This is a genomic window from Streptomyces sp. NPDC051207 (assembly GCF_040682395.1).
Classification (GTDB): domain Bacteria; phylum Actinomycetota; class Actinomycetes; order Streptomycetales; family Streptomycetaceae; genus Streptomyces.
In genome coordinates this window covers 279,193-305,240 of the sequence record NZ_JBFBAX010000002.1, presented here as the reverse complement: position 1 = coordinate 305,240, position 26,048 = coordinate 279,193, and the positions used below count along the sequence as shown (strand labels likewise).

Genomic DNA, 26,048 nt, shown 5'->3' with positions numbered 1-26,048 from the left:
TTGTTTGCGCGATCGAAGGGACGTACATGCCCATGGGTCACACGGCCACAGCCCAGGCAGGCTCCGGCGGCCTGACAGCGACCGAGCACCGCCTGGCCAACGGCCTGCGCGTGGTGCTCTCCGAGGACCACCTGACCCCGGTCGCGGCGGTGTGCCTCTGGTACGACGTCGGCTCCCGCCACGAGGTCAAGGGGCGTACCGGCCTGGCTCACCTTTTCGAGCACCTGATGTTCCAGGGTTCCGCCCAGGTCAAGGGCAATGGTCACTTCGAGCTGGTGCAGGGCGCGGGCGGCTCGCTCAACGGAACCACCAGCTTCGAGCGGACCAACTACTTCGAGACCATGCCCGCCCACCAGCTGGAGCTGGCGCTCTGGCTGGAGGCCGACCGCATGGGCTCCCTGCTCGCCGCCCTGGACGACGAGTCGATGGAGAACCAGCGCGACGTCGTGAAGAACGAACGCCGCCAGCGCTACGACAACGTGCCTTACGGCACGGCCTTCGAGAAGCTCACCGCCCTCGCCTACCCGGAGGGCCACCCCTACCACCACACCCCGATCGGTTCCATGGCCGACCTGGACGCGGCGACGCTGGAGGACGCGCGCGCGTTCTTCCGGACCTACTACGCGCCCAACAACGCCGTGCTCTCGGTGGTCGGCGACATCGACCCCGAGCAGACGCTCGCCTGGATCGAGAAGTACTTCGGCTCCATTCCCGGGCACGACGGCAAGCCCGCCCCCCGGGACGGCACCCTGCCCGACGTGATCGGCGAGGAGCTGCGCGAGGTCGTCGAGGAGGAGGTCCCCGCGCGTGCCCTGATGGCCGCCTACCGCCTGCCGCAGGACGGCACACGCGCGTGCGACGCGGCCGACCTGGCGCTGACCGTCCTCGGCGGCGGGGAGTCCTCGCGCCTGTACAACCGGCTGGTGCGACGGGACCGTACGGCCGTGGCGGCCGGCTTCGGCCTGCTGCGGCTCGCCGGCGCGCCGTCCCTCGGGTGGCTGGACGTGAAGACGTCCGGCGACGTCGAGGTGCCGGTCATCGAGGCCGCGATCGACGAGGAGCTCGCCCGGTTCGCCGAGGAGGGCCCCACGGCCGAGGAAATGGAACGCGCCCAGGCCCAGTTGGAGCGCGAGTGGCTGGACCGCCTCGGCACGGTCGCGGGCCGCGCCGACGAACTGTGCCGGTTCGCGGTCCTGTTCGGCGACCCGCAGCTCGCCCTCACGGCCGTGCAGCGCGTCCTGGACGTGACCGCCGAGGAGGTCCAGGAGGTCGCCAAGGCCCGCCTGCGCCCCGACAACCGCGCGGTGCTCGTCTACGAGCCCGTCGCAGCCGAAGCGCAGGACGCCGAGGACGCCGAGAACACCGAGGCCGCGGCCACCGACGAGACCGAGGAGGCGGCGAAGTGACCGAGCTCGCCACGATGGAGTTCCACCCCCGCCCGCAGGCCGGCGAGCCCAAGCCCTGGGCGTTCCCGGCACCGGAGCGCGGCACGCTCGGCAACGGCCTGACGGTCCTGCGCTGCCACCGCCCCGGTCAGCAGGTCGTCGCCGTGGAGGTGCTGCTGGACGCGCCCCTGGAGGCCGAGCCCGCGGGCCTGGACGGCATCGCCACGATCATGGCGCGTGCCTTCTCCGAGGGCACCGACAAGCACTCCGCCGAGGAGTTCGCCGCCGAGCTGGAGCGCTGCGGTGCCACGCTCGACTCGCACGCCGACCACCCCGGTGTGCGCCTGAGCCTGGAGGTGCCCGCCTCCCGCCTGGCCAAGGCGCTCGGGCTGCTCGCCGACGCCCTCAGGGCGCCCGCGTTCGCCGACAGCGAGGTCGAGCGGCTCGTGCGCAACCGTCTCGACGAGATCCCGCACGAGCTGGCCAGTCCCGCGCGGCGGGCCGCCAAGGAGCTGTCGAAGGAGCTGTTCCCGGCGGACTCGCGCATGTCGCGTCCGCGTCAGGGCACCGAGGAGACGGTCGCCGCCGTCGACGCGGCGGCGGTGCGCGCCTTCTACGAGCGGCACGTGCGGCCCGCCACCGCCACGGCCGTGATCGTCGGCGACCTCACCGGCACCGACCTCGACGCCCTGCTCGGCGACACGCTCGGCGCGTGGACCGGCTCCCCGGCCGCCGCCCGTCCCGTGCCGCCGGTGACCGCCGACGACACCGGCCGCGTGGTCGTCGTGGACCGGCCGGGCGCCGTCCAGACGCAGCTGCTCATCGGCCGCGTCGGGCCGGACCGCCACGACCGCGTGTGGCCCGCGCAGGTGCTCGGCACGTACTGCCTGGGCGGCACCCTCACCTCCCGCCTGGACCGCGTCCTGCGCGAGGAGAAGGGCTACACCTACGGCGTGCGGTCGTTCGCGCAGGTCCTGCGGTCCGCACCGGACGGCTCGGGCGCCGCGATGCTCGCCATCAGCGGCTCCTTCGACACCCCGAACACCGGCCCGGCGCTCCAGGACCTGTGGACGGTGCTGCGCACGCTCGCCGCGGAGGGCCTCACCGACGCCGAACGCGACGTCGCCGTGCAGAACCTGGTGGGTGTCGCGCCGCTCAAGTACGAGACGGCGGCGGCCGTCGCCGGCACGCTGGCCGACCAGGTCGAGCAGCACCTGCCCGACGACTACCAGGCCACGCTGTACCGGCAGCTCGCCGCGACCGGCACCGTGGAGGCCACCGCGGCGGTCGTCAACGCCTTCCCGGTGGACCGGCTGGTGACGGTCCTCGTCGGCGACGCGGCGCAGATCAAGGCGCCCGTCGAGGCCCTCGGCATCGGCGACGTCACGGTGGTTGCCGCGGAGTAGCCCGCACGCGAAGGGCACGCCGGAACACGCGTGAACCAGGGGGCCCTGGTGGCGGAAGCGCCACCAGGGCCCCCTTATGCCGGAATTGACTTGGATTGCTAGGGAGGCTGCCTGTCTGAGCTGTGGCATGCGCTACAAAAGCCGCGATCCGTTTGGGGATTGAAAGATGTCCCGTTTAGCGTCATCCGGGCTGTCCGTCAGGCAGTGCGCCGCACCCGCGGCACCGGACAGTCATCGCCGAGTCCCCGTACGGCGCGAGCCAGGGGAGCCGGGGACCCGTCAGCAGTCCCTGGGGTGAATCGGACGCCCGCGCGTGAAGCGTGGGGGTCCGTAGGAGACCTTCCTGCTCCGAACCCGTCAGCTAACCCGGTAGGCGAGAGGGAAGGAAAGGACAAACCGCTACATGGCGTTCACGCGCGCCACAGGGAAGCACCGTCGTCCCGGCCGAATACAGCGTTCCACCGCCCGCGCGGCGGGCGTGGCGGCACTCGCCGCCACCGGCGTCGTCGGCACCCTCACGCCCCCGGCGCACGCCGCCGAATCGGCCGCCGAACAGACCGGTCTGACCCCCGTCGTCGCCATCGGCGACACGGTCGCCGACCGGATCGCCGACCAGGTCGCCGCCCAGCAGCACGCCGCCGAGGTGGCCGAGGCGGAGCGCAAGGCCGTCGAGGCCGCCCGCGAGAGGGCGGCGCAGGCCGCCGCGGAGGCCGCCGAACGGGCCCGCGAGGCCAAGGAGCGCGCCGCCCGCGAGGCCGAGCGCAAGCGCCTGGGCACCTACGTCTCCCCGATCGCCGGTTCGTACGTCTCCACCGGCTACAAGTCCGGCGGCGCCGTCTGGTCCTCCGGCAGCCACACCGGCGTCGACTTCCACGCCGCCGGCGGCACGCCCGTCCGCGCGGTCGGCATGGGCACCGTCGTCGAGGCCGGCTGGGGCGGCGCGTACGGCAACCAGATCGTCATCCGGATGAACGACGGCACGTACACCCAGTACGGCCACCTGTCCTCCATCGGCGTCTCGGTGGGCCAGCGGGTGGCCCCGGGCACGCAGATCGGCCTGTCCGGCGCGACCGGCAACGTCACGGGGGCACACCTGCACTTCGAGGCGCGGACGAGCCAGGAGTACGGCTCCGACATCGACCCCGTCGCCTACCTCCGCTCCCACGGCGTCACCATCTGAGGCGCCCGCCCGCGCGGCCTCGGCATGTGAGACGCCCGCCCGCACGGCGTCGGCATCCGAGGCGCCCGGCGCGTCCGGGACTCCGGCGCGCACACCCGCGGCGCCCGCCCGGTGACACGCGCCGGTGATGACGCCCCGCCCCGGCTCACCAGCCGGGGCTTTCGGCGTTTCGGGAGGCGCACGTCCAAAAACCGTCCATGAATTTCTGCCCGCCGTCGGAAATTCGGCCTCATTGCCCTAGAGTCACGGAACACGCGTCCATCGTCGGCGTTTCACGGGGATTAAGGCGGAGGTCGGTCATGCGTATTCCGGCGCACTCGGTGTGCACGGCGATCCGGGACGACATCGTCGCGGGTGTCTACGAGCGCGGCAGCCGGCTCACCGAGGAACTGCTCGCCCGCCGCTACGGCGTCTCGCGCGTCCCCGTCCGGGAGGCGCTGCGCACCCTGGAGGCCGAGGGGTTCGTGGTGACCCGGCGGCACGCGGGCGCGTGCGTGGCGGAACCGACCGAGCAGGAGGCCGCCGACCTGCTGGAGATGCGGCTGCTCCTGGAGCCGCTCGGCGCGTCCCGGGCCGCCCAGCGCCGCACCGAGGCCCATTTGAAGGTGCTGCGCGGCCTGGTCCGGCTCGGCCAGGAGCGCGCCCGGCGTGGCAACAGCGACGACCTGCGCTCCCTGGGCGGCTGGTTCCACGAGACGCTCGCCCAGGCCTCCGGCAGCCCGGCGCTGTGCTCGGTGCTGACCCAGCTGCGGCACAAGATCGCGTGGATGTACGCGGTGGAGGCCCCCGCCGACCCGGCGGAGACCTGGGCGGAGCACGGCGCGATCGTCGACGCCGTGGCCCGCGGCGACGGCGAGCGCGCGCGGGCCGTCACGGCGCTGCACACCGAGCGCTCGGGCGCCGCGCACCGGCTGCGGTTCGGTTCCCGGGGCCCGGACCGTGTGAGGAACTCGCAACATCCCGTCAACACGGCGAGCCTGCGGCATTAACACGGGAGCCGTATACAAAGAAAAGATATTCGACGCGGAGCAATTCGGTGTGCCCTTTTCGCGCGGTGTGCAATTGCGTCACCGCGCTGCTTCCGCATGCCCATTACCGGGTGCCCCCGGATCACCTCCGGGAATTCCCGGAGAGCCTGCCGTAAAACGGCGGAGCCGCGCCCACCGGAAAACGGGCACGGCTCCGCGCGCTGGTGCTCGGTCGCTCAGACGGTCTCGGGAAGCTCCTCGAGGCCCTCGGCGACCAGCTTCGCCAGGCGGTCCAGGGCGGCGTCGGCGCCCTCGGCGTCGGAGGCGAGGACGACCTCCTCGCCGCCCTGGGCGCCGAGCCCCAGGACGGCCAGCATGGACGCCGCGTTCACGGGGTCGCCCCCGGCCTTGGCGATCGTCACCGGGATGCCTGCGGCCGTGGCGGCCCGGACGAAGATGGAGGCGGGGCGGGCGTGGAGACCCTCGGCCCAGCCGACGTTGACGCGGCGCTCAGCCATGTGTTGCTGCCCTTCAGATGTCTCGGGTTGTCTGGACCAGATGTCTAGACCAGTCTTCCATACCGTGAAGCAGGCCCCGGACGGCGCCCTGCACCGCCCGGGAACGACTCCGGACCGCGGCCTCGGCCCGGATGCCGTCATTGTCCTCGTAGGTGGCTGTCGTCCACAGACTGCCCCGCGCCGTTGTCATACCCGAGCCGTACTCTGGGGCCCATGCAGACCTCGTCGGACCGGCACGAGTACCCCGCCCACTGGGAGGCCGACGTGGTGCTGCGCGACGGCGGCACGGCCCGCGTCCGCCCCATCACCGTCGATGACGCCGAGCGCCTGGTCAGCTTCTACGAGCAGGTCTCCGACGAGTCGAAGTACTACCGCTTCTTCGCGCCCTACCCGCGCCTGTCCGCGAAGGACGTCCACCGCTTCACGCACCACGACTTCGTGGACCGGGTGGGTCTCGCGGCCACGGTGGGCGGCGAGTTCATCGCCACCGTACGCTACGACCGGATCGGCGCCGACGGCACGCCCGCGTCGTCCCCCGCCGACGAGGCCGAGGTCGCCTTCCTCGTGCAGGACGCCCACCAGGGCCGCGGCGTCGCCTCCGCCCTGCTCGAGCACATCGCGGCCGTCGCCCGGGAGCGCGGCATCCGCCGCTTCGCCGCCGAGGTGCTGCCCGCCAACACCAAAATGATCAAGGTGTTCACGGACGCGGGCTACACCCAGAAGCGCAGTTTCGAGGACGGCGTCGTCCGCCTGGAGTTCGACCTCGAACCCACCGACCGCTCCCTCGCCGTGCAGTACGCGCGCGAGCACCGCGCCGAGGCGCGATCCGTGCAACGGCTGCTGACCCCCGGCTCGGTCGCCGTCATCGGCGTCGGCCGCACCCCCGGCGGAGTGGGCCGCAGCATCCTCGGCAACATCCGGGACGCCGGCTTCACCGGCCGCCTGTACGCCGTGAACCGGGCGCTGCCGGAAGGGCAGAAGGACATCGACGGGGTGCCCGCCCACCGCTCGGTGGGGGACATCGGGGAACCGGTCGACCTCGCCGTCGTCGCCGTGCCCTCCGAGCACGTGCCGCAGGTCGTCACCGACTGCGGCGAGCACGGCGTGCGCGGACTCGTCGTGGTCTCCGCGGGGTACGCCGAGAGGGGGCCCGCGGGCCGCGAGCGCCAGCGCGAACTCGTGCGGCAGGCACGCACGCACGGCATGCGGCTCATCGGGCCGAACGCCTTCGGGATCGTCAACACCTCCGCGCGCGTGCGGCTCAACGCCTCCCTCGCGCCCGAGATGCCGCGGCCCGGCCGGATCGGCCTGTTCGCCCAGTCCGGCGCCATCGGCATCGCCCTGCTGTCCCGGCTGCACCGGCGCGGCGGCGGCGTCACCGGCGTCACCGGCGTCTCGACGTTCGTCTCCTCCGGCAACCGCGCCGACGTCTCCGGCAACGACGTCCTGCAGTACTGGTACGACGACCCGGACACCGACGTCGCCCTGATGTACCTGGAGTCCATCGGCAACCCCCGCAAGTTCACCCGCCTCGCCCGGCGCACGGCCGCGGCCAAGCCGCTCGTCGTGGTCCAGGGCGCGCGGCACGGTGGCGCGGCCCCGCCAGGACACGCCGTACGGGCGACCAGGCTCCCGCACGCCACGGTGTCGGCGCTGCTGCGCCAGGCCGGCGTGATCCGTGTCGACACGATCACCGAGCTGGTCGACGCGGGCCTGCTGCTCGCCCGGCAGCCCCTGCCGGCCGGACCGCGCGTGGCGATCCTCGGCAACTCCGAATCGCTCGGCCTGCTCACCTACGACGCGTGCCTCGCCGAGGGCCTGCGTCCGCAGCCGCCCCTGGACCTGACGACCGGCGCCGGCCCGGAGGACTTCCGCGCGGCACTGTCCCGCGCGCTCGCCGACGGCACGTCCGACGCGGTCGTCGTGACCGCGATCCCCACGGTCGGCGAGGACTCCGCGGGGGACGCGGCGCTGGCCGAGGCCCTGCGGTCGGCCGCCGCGACGGTGCCGTCCAAGCCGGTGCTCGTCGTGCACGTGGAGCTGGGCGGCCTGGCGAACGCCCTCTCGGCAGCGGCGAGCACGGCACCGCAAGCCGCGTCCAGCACGGCACCGCAGGCCGCGTCCAGCACCCCGCCCAGCGTCCGGCCGGCCCCTCAGCCCGAGCGCCCGACCGCACCGGGCCGGACACCCGCCGCACCCGCGACGCCCCCGGCATCCCCGCCCCCCACCACACCCGGGCCCACCACCAAGACTCCCGACACCCCCACCCCCACCGACTCCCGCCTCATCCCCGCCTACCCCGCCGCCGAGCGCGCGGTGCGGGCCCTGGCCGAGGCCGTCCGGTACGCGCAGTGGCGGCGGGAGGCCGCCGACCCCGGCAAGGTGCCCGAGTTCGAGGACATCGACGAGAAGGGCGTCGCCCAGCAGATCGACGGCCTCCTCGCGCGCGGGCAGGGTTTCACTCCCGGCCCGGCCGAGACCTGCGAGCTGCTCGGCAGGTACGGCATCCACGTCCACCGCGCCCTGCCCGCCCCCACGCCCGACGAGGCCGCAGCGGCCGCCCGCACCCTCGGCTACCCGGTCGCCCTCAAGGCCACCGCCCCGCACCTGCGGCACCGCGCCGACCTCGGCGGCGTACGCCTGGACCTCACCGACGAGGAGCAACTGCGCCGGGCGTACGCCGAGTTGACCGGGCTGTTCGGCACGCCGGAGGAGCTGCGCCCGGTGGTGCAGCGGATGGCACCACGCGGCGTGGACACGGTCGTCCAAGCCGTGATCGACCCGGCGGCCGGCGCCGTGCTCTCCTTCGGGCTCGCCGGGGCCGCGTTCCAGCTGCTCGGGGACACCGCACACCGGCTCATCCCGGTCACCGACCGCGAGGCGGCGTCTCTGGTGCGGTCCATCCGGACGGCGCCCCTGCTGTTCGGCTGGCGCGGCTCCGCCCCGGTCGACACCCCCGCGCTGCAGGAACTGCTACTGAGAGTGTCTCGCCTGGTGGACGACCATCCGGAGGTCGTGGAGGTCGCTCTGGAGCCGGTGGTCGTCGCTCAGCAGGGCCTGAGCGTCCTGGCGGCCTCGATCCGCCTGGCCCCGCCCCCCGCCCGCGGCGACCTGGGGCCCCGTACGCTCCCTGCATACTGAGCGCGACCACCGCCCGAACCCTTGCCGGACCGACTGCCGGGACCCAGCCGGACCGGCCCGAGCGGTGCCTCACAGTCAGTGGTCCCCCGTAGGATGGGCGCATGGCCAAGACCAGTACGACGACCCAGGGGCTGCGTGCGGCGATCGAGCGCAGCGGCTACTACCCGGCCCTCGTGGCCGAGGCGGTGGAGGCTGCCGTGGGCGGCGAGCCCGTCCGGTCGTACCTGGTCCACCAGGAGACGACGTTCGACCAGAACGAGGTGCGGCGGCACGTGACGGTGCTGGTCCTCACCGGCAACCGCTTCATCGTCAGCCACACCGACGAGCAGGCCGCCGACAGCACCTCCCCGACGCCGTACGCCACGACGTCGACCGAGTCGGTGAAGCTCAGCCGGATCTCGTCGATCGTGGTCAGCCGCGTCGTCGCCAACCCCGAGTCGTACACGCCGGGCACCCTGCCCCGCGAGATCGTGCTGACCATCGGCTGGGGTGCCGTCTCCCGCATCGACCTGGAGCCCGCCGCCTGCGGCGACCCCAACTGCGAGGCGGACCACGGCTACACGGGCAACTCGACGGCGGACGACCTGAGCCTGCGCGTCAGCGAGGCCGGGGACGGCCCGGAGACGGTGCGTCAGGCGCTGGTCTTCGCGCAGGCCCTCTCCGAGGCGACCGCGGATCCGACGCGCTGATGGCGCAGCCCGCCGCCTGGGATGACCACCCGGAACCACTCGCCCCGGACACCGCGCCCCTGCCCGCGTACGGCACCGGCTCGCTCGCCGACCTGCTGCCCACGCTCGCCGCCGGCATGGGCGTCCCCGGCACGACCGCCGTGATCCCCGAGCTGACCCCCGCCGACCGCAACTGCGTCTTCCTGATCGACGGACTCGGCTGGGAGCAGCTCGCGGCGCACCCGGACGAGGCCCCGTTCATGACGTCCCTGCTCGCCACCTCGCGCGGCGGCACCGGACGCCCGATCACCGCCGGCTACCCGGCGACCACCGCCACCTCCCTCGCCTCGGTCGGCACCGGCCTGCCGCCCGGCGCCCACGGCCTGCCCGGGTACACGGTGCGCAACCCGGACACCGGCGAGCTGATGAACCAGCTGCGCTGGCAGCCGTGGACCCCGCCGTCCACCTGGCAGCCGTACCCGACGGTCTTCCAGCTGGCCCACGAGGCGGGTGTGCACGCCGCCCAGGTGACCTCGCCCACCTTCGAGAACACCCCGCTGACCAAGGTCGCCCTCAGCGGAGGAACGTTCCACGGGCGGCTCTCCGGCGAGGACCGCATGGATCTCGCGGCCGAGCAGCTGGCCGCCGCCGACCGCGCCCTGGTCTACACGTACTACGCCGAGGTCGACGGCGCCGGGCACCGCTTCGGCGTCGACTCCGACACCTGGCGCGGCCAGCTCATGTACGTCGACCGCCTGGTCCAGCGCCTCGCCGAGCAGCTCCCGCCGCGCACCGCGCTCTACGTCACCGCCGACCACGGCATGCTCGACGTGCCGTTCGACGAGGACCACCGCATCGACTTCGACCACGACTGGGAGCTGCGCGCCGGCGTCGCCCTGCTCGGCGGCGAGGGCCGCGCCCGGCACGTCTACGCGGTACCGGGCGCCCAGGACGACGTGCTGACCTGCTGGCGCGAGGTGCTCGGCGAGCAGTTCTGGGTGGCGTCGCGGGACGAGGCGATCGCGGCGGGCTGGTTCGGCCCGCACATCGACGAGCGGGTCCGCGACCGCATCGGCGACGTCGTGGCCGCCGCCCGGGACGACGTGCTGCTCATCGCCTCCGAGCGGGAGCCGAAGGAGTCCTCGATGGTCGGCAACCACGGCTCCCTGACCCCCGCCGAGCAGCTGGTTCCGCTGCTCGAAGTACGCTCCTGACCAGGAACTGCCGTCCCCCGCTTTGCCGAAAGGTGCTCAACCCCCCATGCCCGAGCTGGTGTTCTTCTCCGGAACGATGGACTGCGGGAAGTCGACGCTGGCTCTGCAGATCGAGCACAACCGCTCGGCGCGCGGCCTGGCCGGCCTGATCTTCACGCGGGACGACCGGGCCGGCGAGGGCAAGCTCTCCTCCCGCCTCGGCCTGGTCACCGACGCGGTGGAGGTCGAGGACGGCACGGACCTGTACGCCTACCTCGTGGAGCACCTCTCGCAGGGCGGGCGCGCGGACTACGTCATCGCCGACGAGGCGCAGTTCCTCGCACCGGAGCAGATCGACCAGCTCGCGCGCGTGGTGGACGACCTGGAGATCGACGTCTACGCCTTCGGGATCACGACGGACTTCCGCAGCAAGCTGTTCCCCGGCTCGCAGCGGCTGGTGGAGCTCGCCGACCGCGTCGAGGTGCTCCAGGTGGAGGCGCTGTGCTGGTGCGGCGCCCGCGCCACGCACAACGCCCGCACCATCGGCGGTGTCATGGTGGTCGAGGGCGCCCAGGTGGTCGTCGGCGACGTCAACCAGTCCGCGGACGAGATCGGCTACGAGGTGCTGTGCCGCCGCCACCACCGGCGGCGCATGACGGCGGCGACGGCACGGGCGGCGGCGCTGTCCCCGGACGTGCTGCCGGTGCCGTCGGCCTGACCGGCCCGAACGACCGCCGCGGCCACGGGAGTCAGCGCGAGCCGCACAGCAGCGAGAACCGCGCCCCTTCCGGGTCCGCCACCGTGGCCACCCGCCCCTGCCTGCTGTCCCCGGCCGGCACGAGGACGCGACCGCCCAGCTCTTCCACCCGCTCCAGGGCCTCGCCGAGATCGGCGACCTCGAAGTACGTGTTCCAGTGCGGGCCGCGGTCCCGGGGCAGGCCGGTGCCCATGCCCTGGATGCCGGCGACCGGACGGCCGTCGAGGCACAGCGTCACGTGGTCGACGTCGGCGGAGACCTCCGCCTCGCGCGCGTAGCCGAACACCGACTCGTAGAACTTGGCGGTGCGCGCCGACTCGTAGGTCAGCAGTTCGTTCCAGGTGGGCATGCCCGGTACGCCGGCGACGGTCGTGCCGAGGTGCGCCGCGGCCTGCCAGATGCCGAAGACCGCGCCCGACGGGTCGGAGCCGATCGCCAGGCGCCCGGCGTCGGCGACGTCCAGCGGGCCCACCCCGACCGTGCCGCCGCACATCCGCACCGCCTCGGCGGTCGCGTCCACGTCGTCCGAGGCGAGGTACGGCGTCCAGGCGACGGGCAGATGGTGGTCCGGGGGCAGCTGCCCGATGCCCGCCACCTCCTGCCCGCCGAGCAGGGCCCTGACATAGGGGCCGAGTTGTTGCGGGCCGGGCCGGAACTCCCAGCCGAACAGCGCCCCGTAGAAGTCCTGGGTCGCGGTCACCGCGTGCACCATCAGACTCACCCAGCAGGGCGTGCCGGGCACGTACCGGGCCTGTTCCGCGCCGTGCGGGCCGGCCGAGCCCCGTGCGTCGGTCATCGTCACTCTCTTCTCGGCCCCTCGTGGTGGCCGTGCTCGCGTCCGCTCGCCGCTCCGGGGCCGGTGGTCGTACCACCCGCTGCGCCGCGCGCTGCGACGCGCCCTGTGTCCGGGAAGCCCGGGTTGCGGCCGCCCGTCCGTTTCCGGGCGCGCCGACGGGTGTTGATCGGCTGTACAGCTTGTGCTCGATCCCGTACGTAACGTGACCGAGACCGTCCGGCCGAGCAGATTAGCCGGACATGGGTGAATCGGCCACCCTGTGCGCAAGGATGGTGACCATGAACGCCATCATCTCCGCATCCGAACTCGCGAGCGAACTCGCGGGCGATAACCCGCCCGTCCTGCTGGACGTCCGCTGGCAGTTGAGCGTCGCCAGGGCGAACGGTGAACCGGCCTTCGACGGGCGCGCCGAGTACGCGGCCGGTCACCTGCCCGGCGCCGTCTTCGTGGACCTGGACCGGGAGTTGGCGGGTGCGCCCGGCGCGGGCGGCCGGCATCCGCTGCCCGATCTCGCGGTGTTCGGTGCCGCGATGCGCCGGGCGGGCGTGTCGGCCCGGCGGCCGGTCGTCGCGTACGACGGGGGGCAGGGCTGGGCGGCGGCACGCGCGTGGTGGCTGCTGCGCTGGGCGGGTCACCCGAACGTGCGAGTCCTCGACGGCGGGTTGCCGGCCTGGCGGGGTCCTGTGGAGACCGCGGTGCCGACGCCCGCCGAGGGCGATTTCGCGCCGGTGCCGGGTGCGGCGGGGCTGCTCGACGCCGACGGCGCCGCGGCGCTGGCGCGGTCCGGGGTGCTGTTCGACGCGCGCGCGGGGGAGCGGTACCGGGGCGAGGTGGAGCCGATCGACCCGGTCGGCGGCCACATCCCGGGCGCGGTGTCCGCGCCGACGACCGACAACGTGACGGAGGACGGGCGGTTCCGGCCGGCGGAGGAGTTGCGGGCGCGTTTCACGACGCTCGGCGTGTCCGAGGGGGCGGACGTCGGCGTGTACTGCGGCTCGGGTGTCTCCGGCGCCCACGAGGTGCTGGCCCTGGCCGTGGCGGGCATCCCGGCCGCGCTGTACGTCGGCTCGTGGTCGGAGTGGTCCTCGGACCCGCGGCGCCCGGTCGCGGTGGGCCCCGACCCGCAGTAGCCGTACCCCGGCTTCCGGCGGCACTGCGGGGAGCCGCCCGTGTGGACCGGCCACACGTCCCTGATCCGCGACCGCGACCAGGGTCCGGCCGACACGGCTGAGGGGCCCGCGCCACCCGGCGCGGGCCCCTCAGCCGCGATTCCGGTCCGCCCTGCGGACTACTCCTGCTTCTTGCGCCGCGTCCCGAACACGATCTCGTCCCAGCTCGGCACGGCGGCGCGGCGGCCCGGACGGACCCCGTCCGCCTCGGCCTGACGGTCGGTGGACCCGATCAGCCGGTCGCGGTGGCTGCCGACGGAACGCGGCATGAGCACATCGGCGTAGGCCGAACCGGCCGACGCGGCGGGCGCGGGCGGCTCCTCCGCCTCGGGCTCCGGCTGCTCCTCCGCGTCCGGATCGGCGGGCTCCGGGACCACCAGGTCGCCCCGGAAGCTCGGCACGGCCTCCAGCAGGCTGGTCAGCGAGTCCCGTTCGGCCGTGGCGGTGATCTCCTCGGCCGGCTCGGACGGCTGCGACGGCAGGCCCGGGCGCTCCCGGTCCAGGGAACGGTCCAGCGGACGGTCGCGCGGCAGCCGGGCGATGCGCGGCACGAAGGGAAAGCTGGGCTCCGAGGCGGCGAGGTCGTCGGACTCGCCGATCAGCGAGCGGGCCTCCTCGTCGACGGCCTGGACGAGCCGCCGCGGCGGGTCGTACGTCCAACTCGCCGAGTGCGGTTCGCCCGCGACGCGGTAGACCAGCATGACTTCCCAGGTGCCGTCGTCACGGCGCCAGGAGTCCCACTGGACGGTGTCCTTCTCGGCGCCGCGCAGCAGCAGCCGCTCCTGGACGGCCTCGCCCAGCGGCGGACCGGAGTTCTCGCCGGGGCGGCGCACCGGGGTCTTGCGGGCGCGCTCGGCCATGAAGGCGCGCTCGGCGAGGACGGGTCCTTCGAAGCGGCGCACGCGGTCCACGGGGATGCCGGCCATCTGCGCGACTTCTTCCGCGGTCGCGCCGGCTCGTATGCGCGCCTGGATGTCGCGGGGGCGGAGGTGGCTCTCCACCTCGATCTCGATCTGGCCGAGACGGGGACGGTCGCCGCGCACGGCGGCGCGGAGCCGTTCGTCAATCGGAAGCGTGTACTCCGTGCTGTCCGCAGCCTTCAGCACCAGCCGTGTGCCGTCATTCGAGACGGCCACGACACGCAGTTCGGGCATGGGGACCTCCCGGGTGGTGCCTGCCGACGTCACGTGCGTCGCTGCTTCCGCTAGTCGAGTGTGGCCTGCCCGGGTGCAGCCTGCCACAACCTTGCCGAGTTGCCCGGCGTGTCGGGCGCGGGCCCTGGATCGCCGTTATGGCACGGTTACCTGTTCGCAACGCTAAGTGACCAACTGCGTCACCCTGTGCAACTAGCCCCCTCCCGGCGGTCCATGAGGCCCCGTGCACCCTACGGGAGACCGGACCCAGGGCTCGCCACAGTACTCCATTCGGGCCACGTGCGTGGATTGGCACGCCGCCCAACTTCTGGCAAGGGGTGCGACTTGGCCGCCCGTTGCCCGGATTTCTGGATCTTGAACGTGGTGTACTTCACGCACTCACCCGAAACGGAGCGAATGGTTTCGAGGCGGGGACACCGCGGCCGGTCACGCTCCGAGAACCCTGCGCAAGTAGTCGTTCTGGAACCGCCGTTCCGGGTCGAGGCGGTCGCGCAGCGTGGTGAACTCGCCGAAGCGCGGGTAGAGCCGCGCGAAGTGCTCGGCGTCCCGGGTGTGCAGCTTGCCCCAGTGCGGACGCCCTTCGTGCGCGGTGAAGATGCGCTCCGCGGCCGTGAAGTACGCGCGGTGGGGCGTTCCCCGGTACATGTGGACGGCGACGTAGGCGCTGTCCCTGCCCGAGGCCGTGGACAGCGTGATGTCGTCGGCGGGGGCGGTGCGCACCTCGACGGGGAAGCTGACGCGCAGGTCCGAGCGGTCGATCATGGTCTTCAGCTCGCGCAGGACCTGGGTCACCGCCGCGCGCGGGACGGCGTACTCCATCTCCACGAAGCGCACCCGGCGCGTGGACGTGAAGACCTTGTAGGGGATGTCGGTGTACGTGCGTGCCGACCACGCGCGGCCGGCGGCCTTGGCGATGGCGGGAACGGTGGCCGGAATCGCGCGGCCCACGAGATTGGCCGCCTGCCAGACGCCGTTGGAGAGGAACTCCTCCTCGATCCAGGCGCCGACGCGGCCGACGGGCTGCTCGGGGCCCGCGCTGCGGTTGTTGCGCTTGGTGTGGCAGCGCTCGGTGTGCGGGAACCAGTAGAACTCGAAGTGCTCGTTCTCGGTCCACAGTTCGTCGAAGTCGGCCAGGACCTTCCTCCACGGCATCGGCTCCTCGCGGGCGGTGAGCAGGAAGAGCGGCTCCACGGCGAACGTGATCGCGCTGACGACGCCCAGCGCGCCGAGCCCGATGCGGGCGGCGGCGAACACCTCCGGGTTCTCCCCGGGGGAGCAGGTCAGCACCGAGCCGTCGGCCGTGACCAGTTCGAGTGCCGTGATCTGGGCGGCGATCGACGCGGAGTCGCGGCCGGTGCCGTGCGTGCCGGTGCTGACGGCGCCGGAGACCGTCTGCTCCATGATGTCGCCCATGTTGGCCAGCGACAGGCCTTCGCGCGCCAGCGCCACATTGAGCCGCCTGAGCGGGGTGCCGGCCTCCACCGTGACGGTCATGTTCTGCCGGTCGATGTGGCGTATGCCCGTCAACAGATGAGGGCGTATCAACAGGCCGTCGGTGGCGGCGATGGAGGTGAAGGAGTGCCCGGTCCCGACGGCCTTGACGCGCAGGCCGTCCTCGGCGGCCCGCCGCACGGCGTCGGCCAGTTCGTCGACCGAGGCCGGGGCGGCCTCCCGCGCGGGACGCGCCGAGACGTTGCCGCCCCAGTTACGCCAGGTGCCGTTCTTCCCGCTCGCTGTGCTGCCCAACGGAGCCTCCCCGACCCGGAGCCGGCCGCTTGAGCCGGCGGTACCCCAGGAACCCGACCACGACCGCGACGGCCCCGGCCGCCACCGGAACCCCGTACCCGGCGCGCGCCCCGGCCGCGTCGATCACCCAGCCGGCCACGGCGGAGCCGAGCGCGACGCCGACCGCGAGCCCGGTGCTCACCCAGGTCATGCCCTCGGTGAGCTGCGCGCGTGGTACGTGCTCTTCGATGAGGGACATCGTCGTGATCATCGTGGGAGCGATGGACAGACCCGCAGCGAACAGCGCCACGGCCAGGAACGGCAGGTTCCCGACCAGTAGGAGGGGGATCATACTCACGGCCATCGCACACACGCCCAGCAGCCAGCGGCGCTCGGGCGCCCCCGCGAAGCGCATCAGCCCGAACACCGCGCCCGCCACACAGGAACCCGCCGCGTACAGCGCCAGGACGACACTCGCCGCGCCCTTGTGCCCCTGCTCCTCGGCGAAGGCGACCGTGACCACGTCGACCGCCCCGAAGATCGCACCCGTCGCCACGAACGTCCCGACCAGCACCCGCAGTCCCGCGGAGCGCATCGCCGTGCCGCCCTCCTTGCTCTCCCGCGGATGCGGTTCCGGCTCGGTGGCGCGCTGCGCGGTCAGCCAGAACACGCCGACCGCCAGGAAGCAGGCGGCGAGCAGCGGCCCCGCCTCCGGGAACCACGCCGTGGACAGGCCGATGGAGATGATCGGGCCGAAGATGAAGCACACCTCGTCCACCACGGACTCGAAGGAGTACGCGGTGTGCAGCTGCGGGGTGCCGCGGTACAGCGCGGCCCAGCGCGCCCGGATCATCGCGCCGACGCTCGGCACGCAGCCCACACCCACGCAGCACACGTACAGCACCCAGTCCGGCCAGCGGTGGTGCGCGGCCAGCAGCAGCGCCGCGGCGGCGGCGAGCGAGATCAGGGTCGCCGGGCGCAGCACCCGCCGCTGCCCGTGCCGGTCCACCAGCCGCGACACCTGCGGGCCCGCCACCGCCGCCGACAGCGCGATGGTGGCCGACAGCGCGCCGGCGAGGCCGTACCGGCCGGTGAGCTGGGAGACCATCGTGACCACGCCGATGCCCATCATGGACAGCGGCATCCGGCCGAGGAATCCGGCGGCGGAGAAACCCTTGGAGCCGGGGGCGGCGAACAGGGCGCGGTAAGGGCTGGGCAACGGTGTCTCCGAAGGGGCCGCAGTAAGGCGCGAGCGCAGTCGTTACAGCTTACTGGTTAGGTTACCCTAAATGCACCACGGACTGCCTGGTGGACGGCCCGGCGCGCACCCGTTCCCCCGCCGTTTTCCGGCTGTCGGCGCCGGGTGGCAGGATCGAGACATGCCAGACGCGCTCGATCCCACCCCCTACGACGCCCTGCTGCTGCTCTCCTTCGGCGGCCCCGAGGGGCCCGACGACGTGGTCCCGTTCCTGGAGAACGTGACCCGCGGGCGCGGCATCCCGAAGGAACGCCTGAAGGAGGTCGGGCAGCACTACTTCCTGTTCGGCGGGGTCAGCCCGATCAACGACCAGAACCGCGCCCTGCTGGACGCCCTGCGCACGGACTTCGCGGACCACGGCCTTGACCTGCCCGTCTACTGGGGCAACCGCAACTGGGCGCCCTACCTGACGGACACCCTGCGCGACATGGTCCACGACGGCCGCCGCCGCATACTGGTCCTCGCCACCAGCGCCTACGCCTCCTACTCGGGCTGCCGGCAGTACCGCGAGAACCTCGCCGACGCCCTCGCCACCCTGCGGGACGAGGGCCTGGAACTGCCGAAGGTCGACAAGCTGCGGCACTACTTCAACCACCCGGGGTTCGTCGAGCCCATGACCGAGGGCGTGCTGCGCTCCCTGGCCGACCTGCCCGAGGACGTCCGCGACGGCGCGCACCTCGCCTTCACGACCCACTCCATCCCGACCGCGGCGGCGGACACCTCCGGCCCGGCCGAGGAGCACGGCGACGGCGGGGCGTACGTCAGGCAGCACCTGGACGTGGCGCGGCTGATCGCCGACGCCGTCCGCGAGCGCACCGGCGTCGACCACCCCTGGCAGCTCGTCTACCAGTCCCGCTCCGGCGCCCCGCACATCCCCTGGCTCGAGCCGGACATCTGCGACCACCTGGAGGAGCGGCACGCGGCAGGCGCCCCGGCCGTCGTCATGGCCCCCATCGGCTTCGTCTCCGACCACATGGAGGTCCTCTACGACCTCGACACGGAGGCCAGGGCCAAGGCGGAGGAGCTGGGCCTGCCGGTGCGCCGCTCGGCGACCGTCGGCGCCGACCCCCGGTTCGCCGCCGCGATCCGCGAGCTGGTCCTGGAGCGGGCCGCCGTCGAGACCGGCCGGGACGTCACGCCGTGCGCCCTCGGCGCGCTCGGCCCCAGCCACCACCTGTGCCCGGCCGGCTGCTGCCCGGCCCGCGCGCCCCGGCCCGCCGCGGCGGGCGCCGACAGCCCCTACGCCTGAGGAGCCCCGTGACCGACCCCCTGCACTCGGAACTGCTGGAGATCGCCCTGGAGGCCGGCCGCCGCGCGGGTGCGCTGCTGCGCGACGGCCGGCCGGCCGACCTCGCGGTGGCGGCCACCAAGTCGAGCCCGATCGACGTGGTCACCGAGATGGACATCGCGGCGGAGAAGCTGATCACCGGCCTGGTCGCCGAGCGCCGCCCGCACGACGGCTTCCTCGGCGAGGAGGGCGCCGCCACGGAGGGCACGAGCGGCGTCCGCTGGGTCGTCGACCCGCTGGACGGCACGGTCAACTACCTGTACGGGCTGCCGACCTGGGCGGTCTCCGTCGCCGCCGAGCAGGACGGCGAGACGGTCGTCGGCGTCGTCGTGGCCCCGATGCGCGGCGAGACCTTCCACGCCGTGCGCGGCCGGGGCGCCTGGGCGTCCGGCGCCTGGGCGGGGGAGCGCAGGCTCGCCTGCCGCCCCGCCCCGCCGCTGGACCAGGCCCTGGTCTCCACCGGCTTCAACTACGTCGCCCACGTCCGCGCCCACCAGGCCGAGGTGGCCGCGAAGCTGATCCCGCGGCTGCGTGACATCCGGCGCGGCGGCTCGGCCGCGGTCGACCTGTGCGACCTGGCCGCGGGCCGCCTCGACGGCTACTACGAGCGCGGACTGAACGCCTGGGACTGGGCGGCGGGCGACCTGATCGCCCGGGAGGCGGGCGCGCTCACCGGCGGCCGTCCCGGCCGGCGCCCCTCCGGCGACCTGACCGTCGCCGGCACCCCGGGCGTCTTCGAACCCCTCCAGCGGCTCCTGGAGGACTACGGCGCCTGGCACGACTGACAGCGACGCGAGGCGGGGCCCCGGCGACGAATGCGCCGGGGCCCCGCCCTGTGAAGGTCTGCCGGGTCAGACGGTGGAGCCGACCTCCACGCCGTGCTCGGCGGCGAGGCGGCGCAGGTCGTCCAGCTCGCCCTGTTCCACCTCGACGAGGAAGTCGTCGCCCTCGTCACGAGCCCGCGAGAGATCCGACTCGGTCGCCCTTATGCGCTGCAGAAGTCCTGTGGTGAAAGCGTCCATGCTGCGCCCCCTCGTCCTGGGTCGTGGTCGGTGGCACCGGGGTGTGCCTGTACGGAGGGTCGATCACGTCCGGAGCGGATGCCCGGCGCCGCTCGGCCGGGCGGCGACGGTGCCGGACACCCACGCCCGCCCTGCGGACAGCGGATCCTGCATACCGCACGGTCGTAGCGGTACCAACAGAGCGTGATCGCGGGGTGTAAAGCCGTCCTCCCCTCCGGCCCTGCCGCGGAAACCTCGACAGCACGAGAAAATCCCGCATGGCCGCGCTCCGCCCGTTCGCCCCCGGCCACCCGCCCACCCGCCTTACAGCCGACTTATGGCCGAAAAGGGCAGGATGGAGGCACCACACCCGAGAAGCCCCCGGCCCGCGCGCGCCCCAGATCCCCGCGCGGGCGGACACCAGGAAGGACCAGCGACGTGCGCGTACTCGTCGTCGAGGACGAGCAGCTGCTCGCCGATGCGGTGGCCACCGGACTGCGCCGGGAGGCCATGGCCGTCGACGTCGTGTACGACGGTGCGGCCGCTCTGGAGCGCATCGGCGTCAACGACTACGACGTGGTCGTCCTCGACCGCGACCTCCCGCTCGTGCACGGCGACGACGTCTGCCGCCGGATCGTGGAGCTGGGCACGCCCACGCGCGTGCTGATGCTCACCGCGTCCGGCGACGTCAGCGACCGCGTCGAGGGCCTGGAGATCGGCGCCGACGACTACCTGCCCAAGCCCTTCGCGTTCAGCGAGCTCATCGCACGCGTGCGTGCCCTCGGCCGGCGCACCAGCCTGCCCCTGCCGCCGGTCCTGGAGCGCGCCGGGATCAAGCTCGACCCCAACCGCCGCGAGGTCTTCCGCGACGGCAAGGAGATCCAGCTCGCGCCCAAGGAGTTCGCCGTCCTGGAGGTGCTGATGCGCAGCGAGGGCGCCGTCGTCTCCGCCGAGCAGCTCCTGGAGAAGGCCTGGGACGAGAACACCGACCCGTTCACGAACGTCGTGCGGGTGACCGTGATGACCCTGCGCCGCAAGCTGGGCGAGCCGCCCGTCATCGTCACCGTCCCCGGCTCCGGCTACCGGATCTGACGCCCGATGGCCGCCGCCCCCGCACCCCCCGCCGCCCCGCCCAAGCCCACCTGGGACCCGCGCAAGCCGGTGCCGCCCTTCCCGTGGCTGCGCCCGACCATCCGCATACGGCTCACCCTGCTGTACGGCGGCATGTTCCTGATCGCCGGCATCGTGCTGCTGTCGATCATCTACCTGCTGGCCGCCCAGGCGCTCAACGTCGGCAGCGACCTGCCCTTCAGGGTCGTCGAGGGCAAGGTCACCAGCGAGATCTGCTACCTGCCGGACCAGGCCTCGCCGAGCGCGTTCAACAGCGCCATGAACGAGTGCGTCAACGAGCAGCGCCGGGACGCCCTGGACAACCTCCTCAGCCGCTCCCTGCTGGCGCTTCTCGGCCTCGCCGTGATCGCCTTCGCGTTCGGCTACGCGATGGCGGGCCGCGTGCTGTCGCCGCTCGGCCGGATCACCCGCACCGCCCGCGCGGTGGCCGGCTCGGACCTGTCCCGCCGCATCGAGCTGGACGGCCCGGACGACGAGCTGAAGGAGCTGGCCGACACCTTCGACGACATGCTGGAGCGGCTCCAGCGGGCCTTCACCGCCCAGCAGCGCTTCGTCGGCAACGCCTCCCACGAGCTGCGCACCCCGCTGGCGATCAACCGCACGCTCCTGGAGGTGCACCTGTCGGACCCGAACGCCCCGATGGAGCTGCAGCAGCTCGGCAAGACGCTGCTGGCCACCAACGAGCGCAGCGAGCAGCTCGTGGAGGGCCTGCTGCTGCTCGCCCGCAGCGACAACCAGATCGTCGAGCGCAAGCCCGTGGACCTCGCCGAGGTCGCCTCGCAGGCCATCGACCAGGTGCACGCCGAGGCGGACGCCAAGGGCGTGGAGATCCGCGGCACGCGGGAGCCGGCCGTCGTCCAGGGCAACGGCGTCCTGCTGGAGCGGATCGCCCTGAACCTGGTGCAGAACGCCGTGCGGTACAACGTGCCGGAGGAGGGCTGGGTGGAGGTCTCCACCGACGTCCAGCACGGCCAGGCGGTGCTGGTGGTGTCCAACACGGGCCCGGTGGTGCCGGCGTACGAGATCGACAACCTCTTCGAGCCGTTCCGGCGGCTGCGCACCGAGCGCACCGGCAGCGACAAGGGCGTCGGGCTGGGTCTGTCCATCGCACGGTCGGTGGCCCGGGCGCACGGCGGCCACATCTTCGCCCAGCCCCGGGAGGGAGGTGGTCTCGTGATGCGCGTCACTCTGCCTGTCTGAGAGCATGGGCCCCGGACACGGGATGTTCGCTGTGCGCGGAATTTCGCAGCCACCACCCGGCGAACACATGTGTGATCGATCACAGCGGCGGTTTTCCGGCCGTCCACTCTCCGTGATCATGGCGCGCCCCGGAAAGCCGGGAAACTCCTGGTTTTCAGGGGTCCTGATCACGGGAAGTACACGGTGAGACGCCTTTGAGGTGCGGCATCCGGACCGTGTACGGTCCCCTTCGCCATCCACGCCGATCACTCGTGAGGAGTCCGGTTGGGTGTCGATTGAGTAACAGACCTTGATGTGAGGCAAAATCTCCGCCTCGGGTCGGGCACAAGTCCGGCCTCTCACGCGTTACGTGCGCTGGAGACACCGAAGACACCCAGAGGGGGAGAGCGACCATGGCCACCGACTACGACACCCCACGCAAGACCGACGACGACGTCGACTCGGACAGCCTCGAAGAGCTGAAGGCTCGACGGAACGACAAGTCGGCCTCCGCAGTCGACGTCGACGAGTTCGAGGCCGCTGAGGGGCTCGAACTCCCGGGCGCCGACCTCTCGAACGAGGAGCTGGCCGTCCGTGTGCTGCCCAAGCAGCAGGACGAGTTCACCTGCATGAGCTGCTTCCTGGTGCACCACCGCAGCCAGCTGGCCCGGGAGAAGAACGGGCAGCCCATCTGCCGCGACTGCGACTGAGGGCGGGTCGGCCGTGACTGGCTCGACCCCTCCTTGGAAGCGCCGCTTCACCAAGAGGGACACCCCGAGGGAAGCGGACCAAGGGCCGGACGGCCCGAACGGCGCGCGTGACGACGAGCGGGGCCCCACCACTTCGGGGGCGGCCTCGCTCGAACCGGCGGCGGGCCGGGGTGACCTCCCGGGACCACCGCGGGATGACGGGCCCGCCGGGCGACGGCGGGCCGCGATCCGTGACAGGGCCAGGGCGGGCGTCCGCAAGGGCGGCGACCGCGCCCGGGCCGGACTGACCTATCTCACCGACCGGATCATCGACCTCGCCCCCCGCGTGCCCGTGCGGGACCTGGCGACCCTGCGCAGACAGTTCCCCGGCCTCGGCCCCGAGCAGCTCGCCGACAGGCTGGTGGCCGGTGCCGCGAAGGCCAGCGCCACCGTCGGCGCGGGCGTCGGAGCGGCGGCGATGCTGCCCGTGCCGCCCGCGATGCCGACGGAACTGGCCGCCGAGATCACCGGAGTCGCCGCGATCGAGCTGAAACTGATCGCCGAACTCCACGAGGTGTACGGCCTGCGCCCGCCCGGCACCCTCAAGGAGCGCTCCGTCGCGTATCTGAACTCCTGGTCGGGGGAGCGCGGCGTCGACGTGACGAAACCGTCGACCGTGAGCTCCGCGCTGAACAGCCGCATGAAGCAGCAGCTGCGTCAGCAGATCATGAAGCGCCTCGTGCGCGACCTGCCGAACCTCCTGCCGTTCATGGTGGGCGCCGCCGTCGGCGCCGTCATGAACCACAAGGACACCCGCAAGCTCGCCGCCCGCATCAGAGCCGACCTGCGCAAGCACCAGGTGCCCTGGGACGCCCTCGGCCCGCTCCCCGCGCTCGAGACCCCGCCGGACGCCCTGGACATGGACAGGGGCCCGAAGGAACTCGGGCCCTGACAGCGGTCACGACGGGATCAGCGGCAGGTCAACTGCCGTTCCCGGGGCCCGTCTTCGCCGCCCGCAGCGCCTGGGCCAGCCGCTCCGGCTCCCGCGTCGACAGATACAGGTACGGCGTCGGGTCGTCGGGGTCGGTCACCTCCACGCGCAGCGCCGTCGGGATGTAGGCCCGCAGCAGCAGGAAGGCCCGGGCGTCCGCCTTGTAGGTGCGCCAGGCGCGGGCCTCCTCCGCGTCCAGCACCTGCGCCTCGCCCAGCGCCGACACGGGGACACGCGCGTCGCCCGCGATCAGGGCGCCGCCCACCACCCGGATGCGCACCGAGCCGTACGAACTGGCGACGACCGCCGCGGCGGCCGTGCCGCCGGCCAGTCCGCCGAGCATCGGCAGCGTGCCGAACGGCAGCAGCACCAGCCCCAGCGACATCCCCACGAGCACGGAGATCAGCCACCAGGAGCGGGGAGTGGTGAGGCGTTCTTCGTAGGCGGTGGCGGAGAGCTGCATGAAGTCAAGCTTGGCACGGTGTCGGACAGGCGCCGACGCGCGGGTAAGGTCTGCGGCTGTGAGTGGTACTTCCGCAGCCCTGCAACCCCCCGCCGACGCGACGCGTCCCGTGCGGCACCCCGACGCCCCCGCCCCCGGTGAACTCCTCGGGGCCCACTACGGCCAGTGCTTCGGCTGCGGCGGCGAGCAGCCCCACGGACTGCGCCTTCAGGCCCGCGCCGCCGAAGGGGTCCGCGTCACCGCCGAGTTCACCGTGCAGCCCGCCCACCAGGGCGCCCCCGGCCTCGCGCACGGCGGCGTGCTCGCCTCCGCCCTGGACGAGACCCTCGGCTCGCTGAACTGGCTGCTGCGCACCATCGCCGTGACCGGCCGCCTGGAGACCGACTTCGTGCGGCCCGTGCCGGTCGGCACCACACTGCATCTGACGGCCGAGGCGACCGCGGTCGCCGGGCGGAAGATCTACTCGACGGCCACCGGCCGGATCGGCGGCCCCGACGGGCCCGTCGCCGTCCGCGCCGACGCGCTGTTCATCGAGGTCAAGGTCGACCACTTCATCGACAACGGCCGCCAGGACGAGATCCGGGCCGCCATGAGCGACCCCGACCAGATCCGCCGGGCCCGCGCCTTCGAGGTGAACCCGTGAGCCGTGCCCCGGTCGAGGTGCTGATCCGCCGGGTCGACCCCGGCGTGCCGCTGCCCGCGTACGCGCATCCCGGCGACGCCGGAGCCGATCTGCGGACCACCGAGGCGTGCGAGCTCGCGCCCGGCGAGCGGGCCGTACTGCCGACGGGGGTGTCTGTGGCCCTGCCCGAGGGGTACGCGGCCTTCGTGCACCCGCGATCCGGTCTCGCCGCCCGCTGCGGCGTGGCCCTCGTGAATGCCCCGGGGACGGTTGATGCCGGGTACCGTGGGGAGATCAAGGTGATCGTGGTGAATCTCGACCCGCGCGAGCGCGTGCGGTTCGAGCGCTTCGACCGGATTGCCCAACTGGTCGTCCAGCAAGTCGAGAGGGTCCGCTTCCAGGAGGTCGCGGAGCTTCCCGATTCGGCGCGGGCCGAGGGGGGCTTCGGGTCCACCGGAGGCCACGCCTCGGTGGGCGGCGAGAGCGGCACAAACGGTCAGGCCGTCGTGGGCGGCCAGGCGGGTGGGAATCGATACGCTTCGGTCGTATCCGACCGGGAAGGACAGTGACGTGTTCGGACGTCGCAAGAAGAGGGATGCCGCCGAGGACGCGGCCGGCGAGGCCGAGCAGGTCGTCGACAGCGTCGACACTGAGGCGGACGAAGAGACCCGGCGCGAGCGCGTGAGGCTCGAGCCGGAGCCCCGGCCCGACGGGCCCTGGGACATCTCCGAGGTCCGCGATCCGGCCGAGGGCCGGGTGGACCTGGGCGGGCTGTTCGTGCCCGGCGTCGACGGCATGGAACTGCGGGTCGAGGTGGCCGGCGACGCGATCGTCGCGGCGACCGTCGTGCTCCGGGACAGCGCCATCCAGTTGCAGGCCTTCGCCGCCCCCAAGCGGGAGGGCATCTGGGGCGAGGTCCGCGAGGAGATCGCCGGCGGCATCACCCAGCAGGGCGGCATCGTCGACGAGGTCGAGGGTCCGCTGGGCTGGGAGCTGCGCGCCCAGGTGCCCGTACAGCTGCCGGACGGCACCGGCGGCTTCCAGGTCGTGCGGTTCGTCGGTGTGGACGGCCCGCGCTGGTTCCTGCGCGGTGTGATCTCGGGCCAGGGCGCCGTGCAGCCGGGCGCCGCCGGACTGCTCGAGCAGATTTTCCGGGACACGGTGGTGGTCCGCGGCGACGGCCCGATGGCCCCGCGCGACCCGATCGTCCTCAAGCTGCCGAACGACGCCCAGATGGTCCCCGAGAGCGTCCAGCAGGACGATCAGGCCGGCTCCCGCTTCTCCGGAGGCATGGGCCAGCTCCAGCGCGGCCCGGAGATCACCGAGGTCCGCTAGCACGCGGGCAGGGGCGACCGAGGGCCGTACC

Annotated in this window: 25 protein-coding genes and 1 riboswitch; of the genes, 18 read left to right on the top strand and 7 right to left on the bottom strand. The window is 73.1% G+C overall.

Annotation, left to right across the window (positions count from 1 at the left end; genetic code table 11):
* Positions 1 to 26 precede the first annotated feature (26 nt).
* From AB0M97_RS03190 to AB0M97_RS03175, 4 genes are all read left to right on the top strand, one after another.
* A complete protein-coding gene (locus AB0M97_RS03190) occupies positions 27 to 1,406 on the top strand; it encodes a pitrilysin family protein (protein ID WP_365958961.1) in 1,380 nt (459 codons plus the stop codon).
* The gene (locus AB0M97_RS03185; RefSeq protein ID WP_365958960.1) at positions 1,403 to 2,791 is read left to right on the top strand and encodes a pitrilysin family protein; all 1,389 of its coding nucleotides are present in this window, start codon (positions 1,403 to 1,405) and stop codon (positions 2,789 to 2,791) included. Before AB0M97_RS03190 ends, AB0M97_RS03185 begins: the two co-directional genes overlap by 4 nt.
* Positions 2,792 to 3,016: 225 nt before the next feature.
* Positions 3,017 to 3,182: riboswitch (cyclic di-AMP (ydaO/yuaA leader) on the top strand.
* A 12-nt stretch (positions 3,183 to 3,194) separates the two neighbouring features.
* Positions 3,195 to 3,971: a M23 family metallopeptidase gene (locus tag AB0M97_RS03180; RefSeq protein WP_365958959.1), complete on the top strand. Its 777-nt coding sequence runs from the start codon at positions 3,195 to 3,197 to the stop codon at positions 3,969 to 3,971.
* 299 nt (positions 3,972 to 4,270) lie between these two features.
* Positions 4,271 to 4,960, top strand: a complete 690-nt coding sequence (locus AB0M97_RS03175) for a GntR family transcriptional regulator (protein ID WP_365958958.1) — start codon at positions 4,271 to 4,273, stop codon at positions 4,958 to 4,960.
* Between the two features lie 215 nt (positions 4,961 to 5,175).
* On the opposite strand, the gene AB0M97_RS03170 is transcribed toward AB0M97_RS03175, so the two are convergent.
* Positions 5,176 to 5,457, bottom strand: a complete 282-nt coding sequence (locus AB0M97_RS03170; RefSeq protein WP_365958957.1) for an HPr family phosphocarrier protein — start codon at positions 5,455 to 5,457, stop codon at positions 5,176 to 5,178.
* 213 nt (positions 5,458 to 5,670) lie between these two features.
* Between AB0M97_RS03170 and AB0M97_RS03165 the strand changes: the two genes are divergently transcribed.
* From AB0M97_RS03165 to AB0M97_RS03150, 4 genes are all read left to right on the top strand, one after another.
* Positions 5,671 to 8,598 (top strand): GNAT family N-acetyltransferase, encoded by a 2,928-nt coding sequence (locus AB0M97_RS03165; protein WP_365958956.1) that lies wholly within the window; start codon positions 5,671 to 5,673, stop codon positions 8,596 to 8,598.
* 101 nt (positions 8,599 to 8,699) lie between these two features.
* A complete protein-coding gene (locus tag AB0M97_RS03160) occupies positions 8,700 to 9,287 on the top strand; it encodes a DUF5998 family protein (protein WP_365958955.1) in 588 nt (195 codons plus the stop codon).
* Positions 9,287 to 10,480, top strand: coding sequence for a nucleotide pyrophosphatase/phosphodiesterase family protein (locus AB0M97_RS03155; RefSeq protein WP_365958954.1), 1,194 nt, complete (start codon positions 9,287 to 9,289; stop codon positions 10,478 to 10,480). Before AB0M97_RS03160 ends, AB0M97_RS03155 begins: the two co-directional genes overlap by 1 nt.
* A gap of 46 nt (positions 10,481 to 10,526) precedes the next feature.
* Entirely contained in the window at positions 10,527 to 11,177 is a 651-nt protein-coding gene (locus AB0M97_RS03150; protein WP_365958953.1) for a thymidine kinase, read from the top strand.
* A gap of 31 nt (positions 11,178 to 11,208) precedes the next feature.
* On the opposite strand, the gene AB0M97_RS03145 is transcribed toward AB0M97_RS03150, so the two are convergent.
* On the bottom strand, positions 11,209 to 12,012 hold the full coding sequence (locus tag AB0M97_RS03145) for a VOC family protein (protein WP_365958952.1): 804 nt from the start codon (positions 12,010 to 12,012) through the stop codon (positions 11,209 to 11,211).
* Between the two features lie 278 nt (positions 12,013 to 12,290).
* Here AB0M97_RS03145 and AB0M97_RS03140 point away from each other — a divergent pair, with 278 nt between their 5' ends.
* A complete protein-coding gene (locus AB0M97_RS03140; protein WP_365958951.1) occupies positions 12,291 to 13,142 on the top strand; it encodes a sulfurtransferase in 852 nt (283 codons plus the stop codon).
* 158 nt (positions 13,143 to 13,300) lie between these two features.
* Here the strand turns inward: AB0M97_RS03140 and sepH are convergent, their stop codons facing one another.
* The 3 genes from sepH to AB0M97_RS03125 all read right to left on the bottom strand — a co-directional run bounded on the left by sepH (position 13,301) and on the right by AB0M97_RS03125 (position 17,279).
* The gene (sepH, locus tag AB0M97_RS03135; protein ID WP_365958950.1) at positions 13,301 to 14,335 is read right to left on the bottom strand and encodes a septation protein SepH; all 1,035 of its coding nucleotides are present in this window, start codon (positions 14,333 to 14,335) and stop codon (positions 13,301 to 13,303) included.
* A gap of 426 nt (positions 14,336 to 14,761) precedes the next feature.
* Positions 14,762 to 16,081 carry a D-arabinono-1,4-lactone oxidase gene (locus AB0M97_RS03130; RefSeq protein ID WP_365958949.1) on the bottom strand — a complete coding sequence of 440 codons (1,320 nt, stop codon included), beginning with the start codon at positions 16,079 to 16,081 and terminating at the stop codon, positions 14,762 to 14,764.
* Positions 16,041 to 17,279 (bottom strand): MFS transporter, encoded by a 1,239-nt coding sequence (locus AB0M97_RS03125; protein WP_365958948.1) that lies wholly within the window; start codon positions 17,277 to 17,279, stop codon positions 16,041 to 16,043. Before AB0M97_RS03125 ends, AB0M97_RS03130 begins: the two co-directional genes overlap by 41 nt.
* Before the next feature lie 160 nt (positions 17,280 to 17,439).
* Here AB0M97_RS03125 and AB0M97_RS03120 point away from each other — a divergent pair, with 160 nt between their 5' ends.
* Together AB0M97_RS03120 and AB0M97_RS03115 are read left to right on the top strand one after the other, a co-directional pair.
* A complete protein-coding gene (locus AB0M97_RS03120; RefSeq protein WP_365958947.1) occupies positions 17,440 to 18,567 on the top strand; it encodes a ferrochelatase in 1,128 nt (375 codons plus the stop codon).
* Between the two features lie 8 nt (positions 18,568 to 18,575).
* Positions 18,576 to 19,391: an inositol monophosphatase family protein gene (locus tag AB0M97_RS03115; protein ID WP_365958946.1), complete on the top strand. Its 816-nt coding sequence runs from the start codon at positions 18,576 to 18,578 to the stop codon at positions 19,389 to 19,391.
* A gap of 66 nt (positions 19,392 to 19,457) precedes the next feature.
* Here the strand turns inward: AB0M97_RS03115 and AB0M97_RS03110 are convergent, their stop codons facing one another.
* Positions 19,458 to 19,628 (bottom strand): hypothetical protein, encoded by a 171-nt coding sequence (locus tag AB0M97_RS03110; RefSeq protein WP_365958945.1) that lies wholly within the window; start codon positions 19,626 to 19,628, stop codon positions 19,458 to 19,460.
* 417 nt (positions 19,629 to 20,045) lie between these two features.
* Here AB0M97_RS03110 and AB0M97_RS03105 point away from each other — a divergent pair, with 417 nt between their 5' ends.
* The 4 genes from AB0M97_RS03105 (at position 20,046) to AB0M97_RS03090 (ending at position 23,558) form a co-directional block, all read left to right on the top strand.
* Positions 20,046 to 20,699: a response regulator transcription factor gene (locus tag AB0M97_RS03105; RefSeq protein WP_365958944.1), complete on the top strand. Its 654-nt coding sequence runs from the start codon at positions 20,046 to 20,048 to the stop codon at positions 20,697 to 20,699.
* 6 nt (positions 20,700 to 20,705) lie between these two features.
* Positions 20,706 to 21,938 carry a HAMP domain-containing sensor histidine kinase gene (locus AB0M97_RS03100; protein ID WP_365958943.1) on the top strand — a complete coding sequence of 411 codons (1,233 nt, stop codon included), beginning with the start codon at positions 20,706 to 20,708 and terminating at the stop codon, positions 21,936 to 21,938.
* Between the two features lie 392 nt (positions 21,939 to 22,330).
* Entirely contained in the window at positions 22,331 to 22,627 is a 297-nt protein-coding gene (locus tag AB0M97_RS03095) for a DUF4193 domain-containing protein (protein ID WP_003993510.1), read from the top strand.
* Between the two features lie 13 nt (positions 22,628 to 22,640).
* Positions 22,641 to 23,558, top strand: coding sequence for a hypothetical protein (locus AB0M97_RS03090; protein ID WP_365958942.1), 918 nt, complete (start codon positions 22,641 to 22,643; stop codon positions 23,556 to 23,558).
* 28 nt (positions 23,559 to 23,586) lie between these two features.
* On the opposite strand, the gene AB0M97_RS03085 is transcribed toward AB0M97_RS03090, so the two are convergent.
* Positions 23,587 to 24,060, bottom strand: a complete 474-nt coding sequence (locus tag AB0M97_RS03085; protein ID WP_365958940.1) for a DUF3093 domain-containing protein — start codon at positions 24,058 to 24,060, stop codon at positions 23,587 to 23,589.
* Between the two features lie 58 nt (positions 24,061 to 24,118).
* Here AB0M97_RS03085 and AB0M97_RS03080 point away from each other — a divergent pair, with 58 nt between their 5' ends.
* From AB0M97_RS03080 to AB0M97_RS03070, 3 genes are read left to right on the top strand one after another with little or no spacing between them, the layout of a single operon-like run.
* Positions 24,119 to 24,703 carry a PaaI family thioesterase gene (locus AB0M97_RS03080; RefSeq protein WP_365958939.1) on the top strand — a complete coding sequence of 195 codons (585 nt, stop codon included), beginning with the start codon at positions 24,119 to 24,121 and terminating at the stop codon, positions 24,701 to 24,703.
* A complete protein-coding gene (dut, locus tag AB0M97_RS03075) occupies positions 24,700 to 25,251 on the top strand; it encodes a dUTP diphosphatase (protein ID WP_365958938.1) in 552 nt (183 codons plus the stop codon). Before AB0M97_RS03080 ends, dut begins: the two co-directional genes overlap by 4 nt.
* 1 nt (position 25,252) lies before the next feature.
* Positions 25,253 to 26,017: a DUF3710 domain-containing protein gene (locus AB0M97_RS03070; protein ID WP_365958937.1), complete on the top strand. Its 765-nt coding sequence runs from the start codon at positions 25,253 to 25,255 to the stop codon at positions 26,015 to 26,017.
* Positions 26,018 to 26,048: the final 31 nt, after the last annotated feature.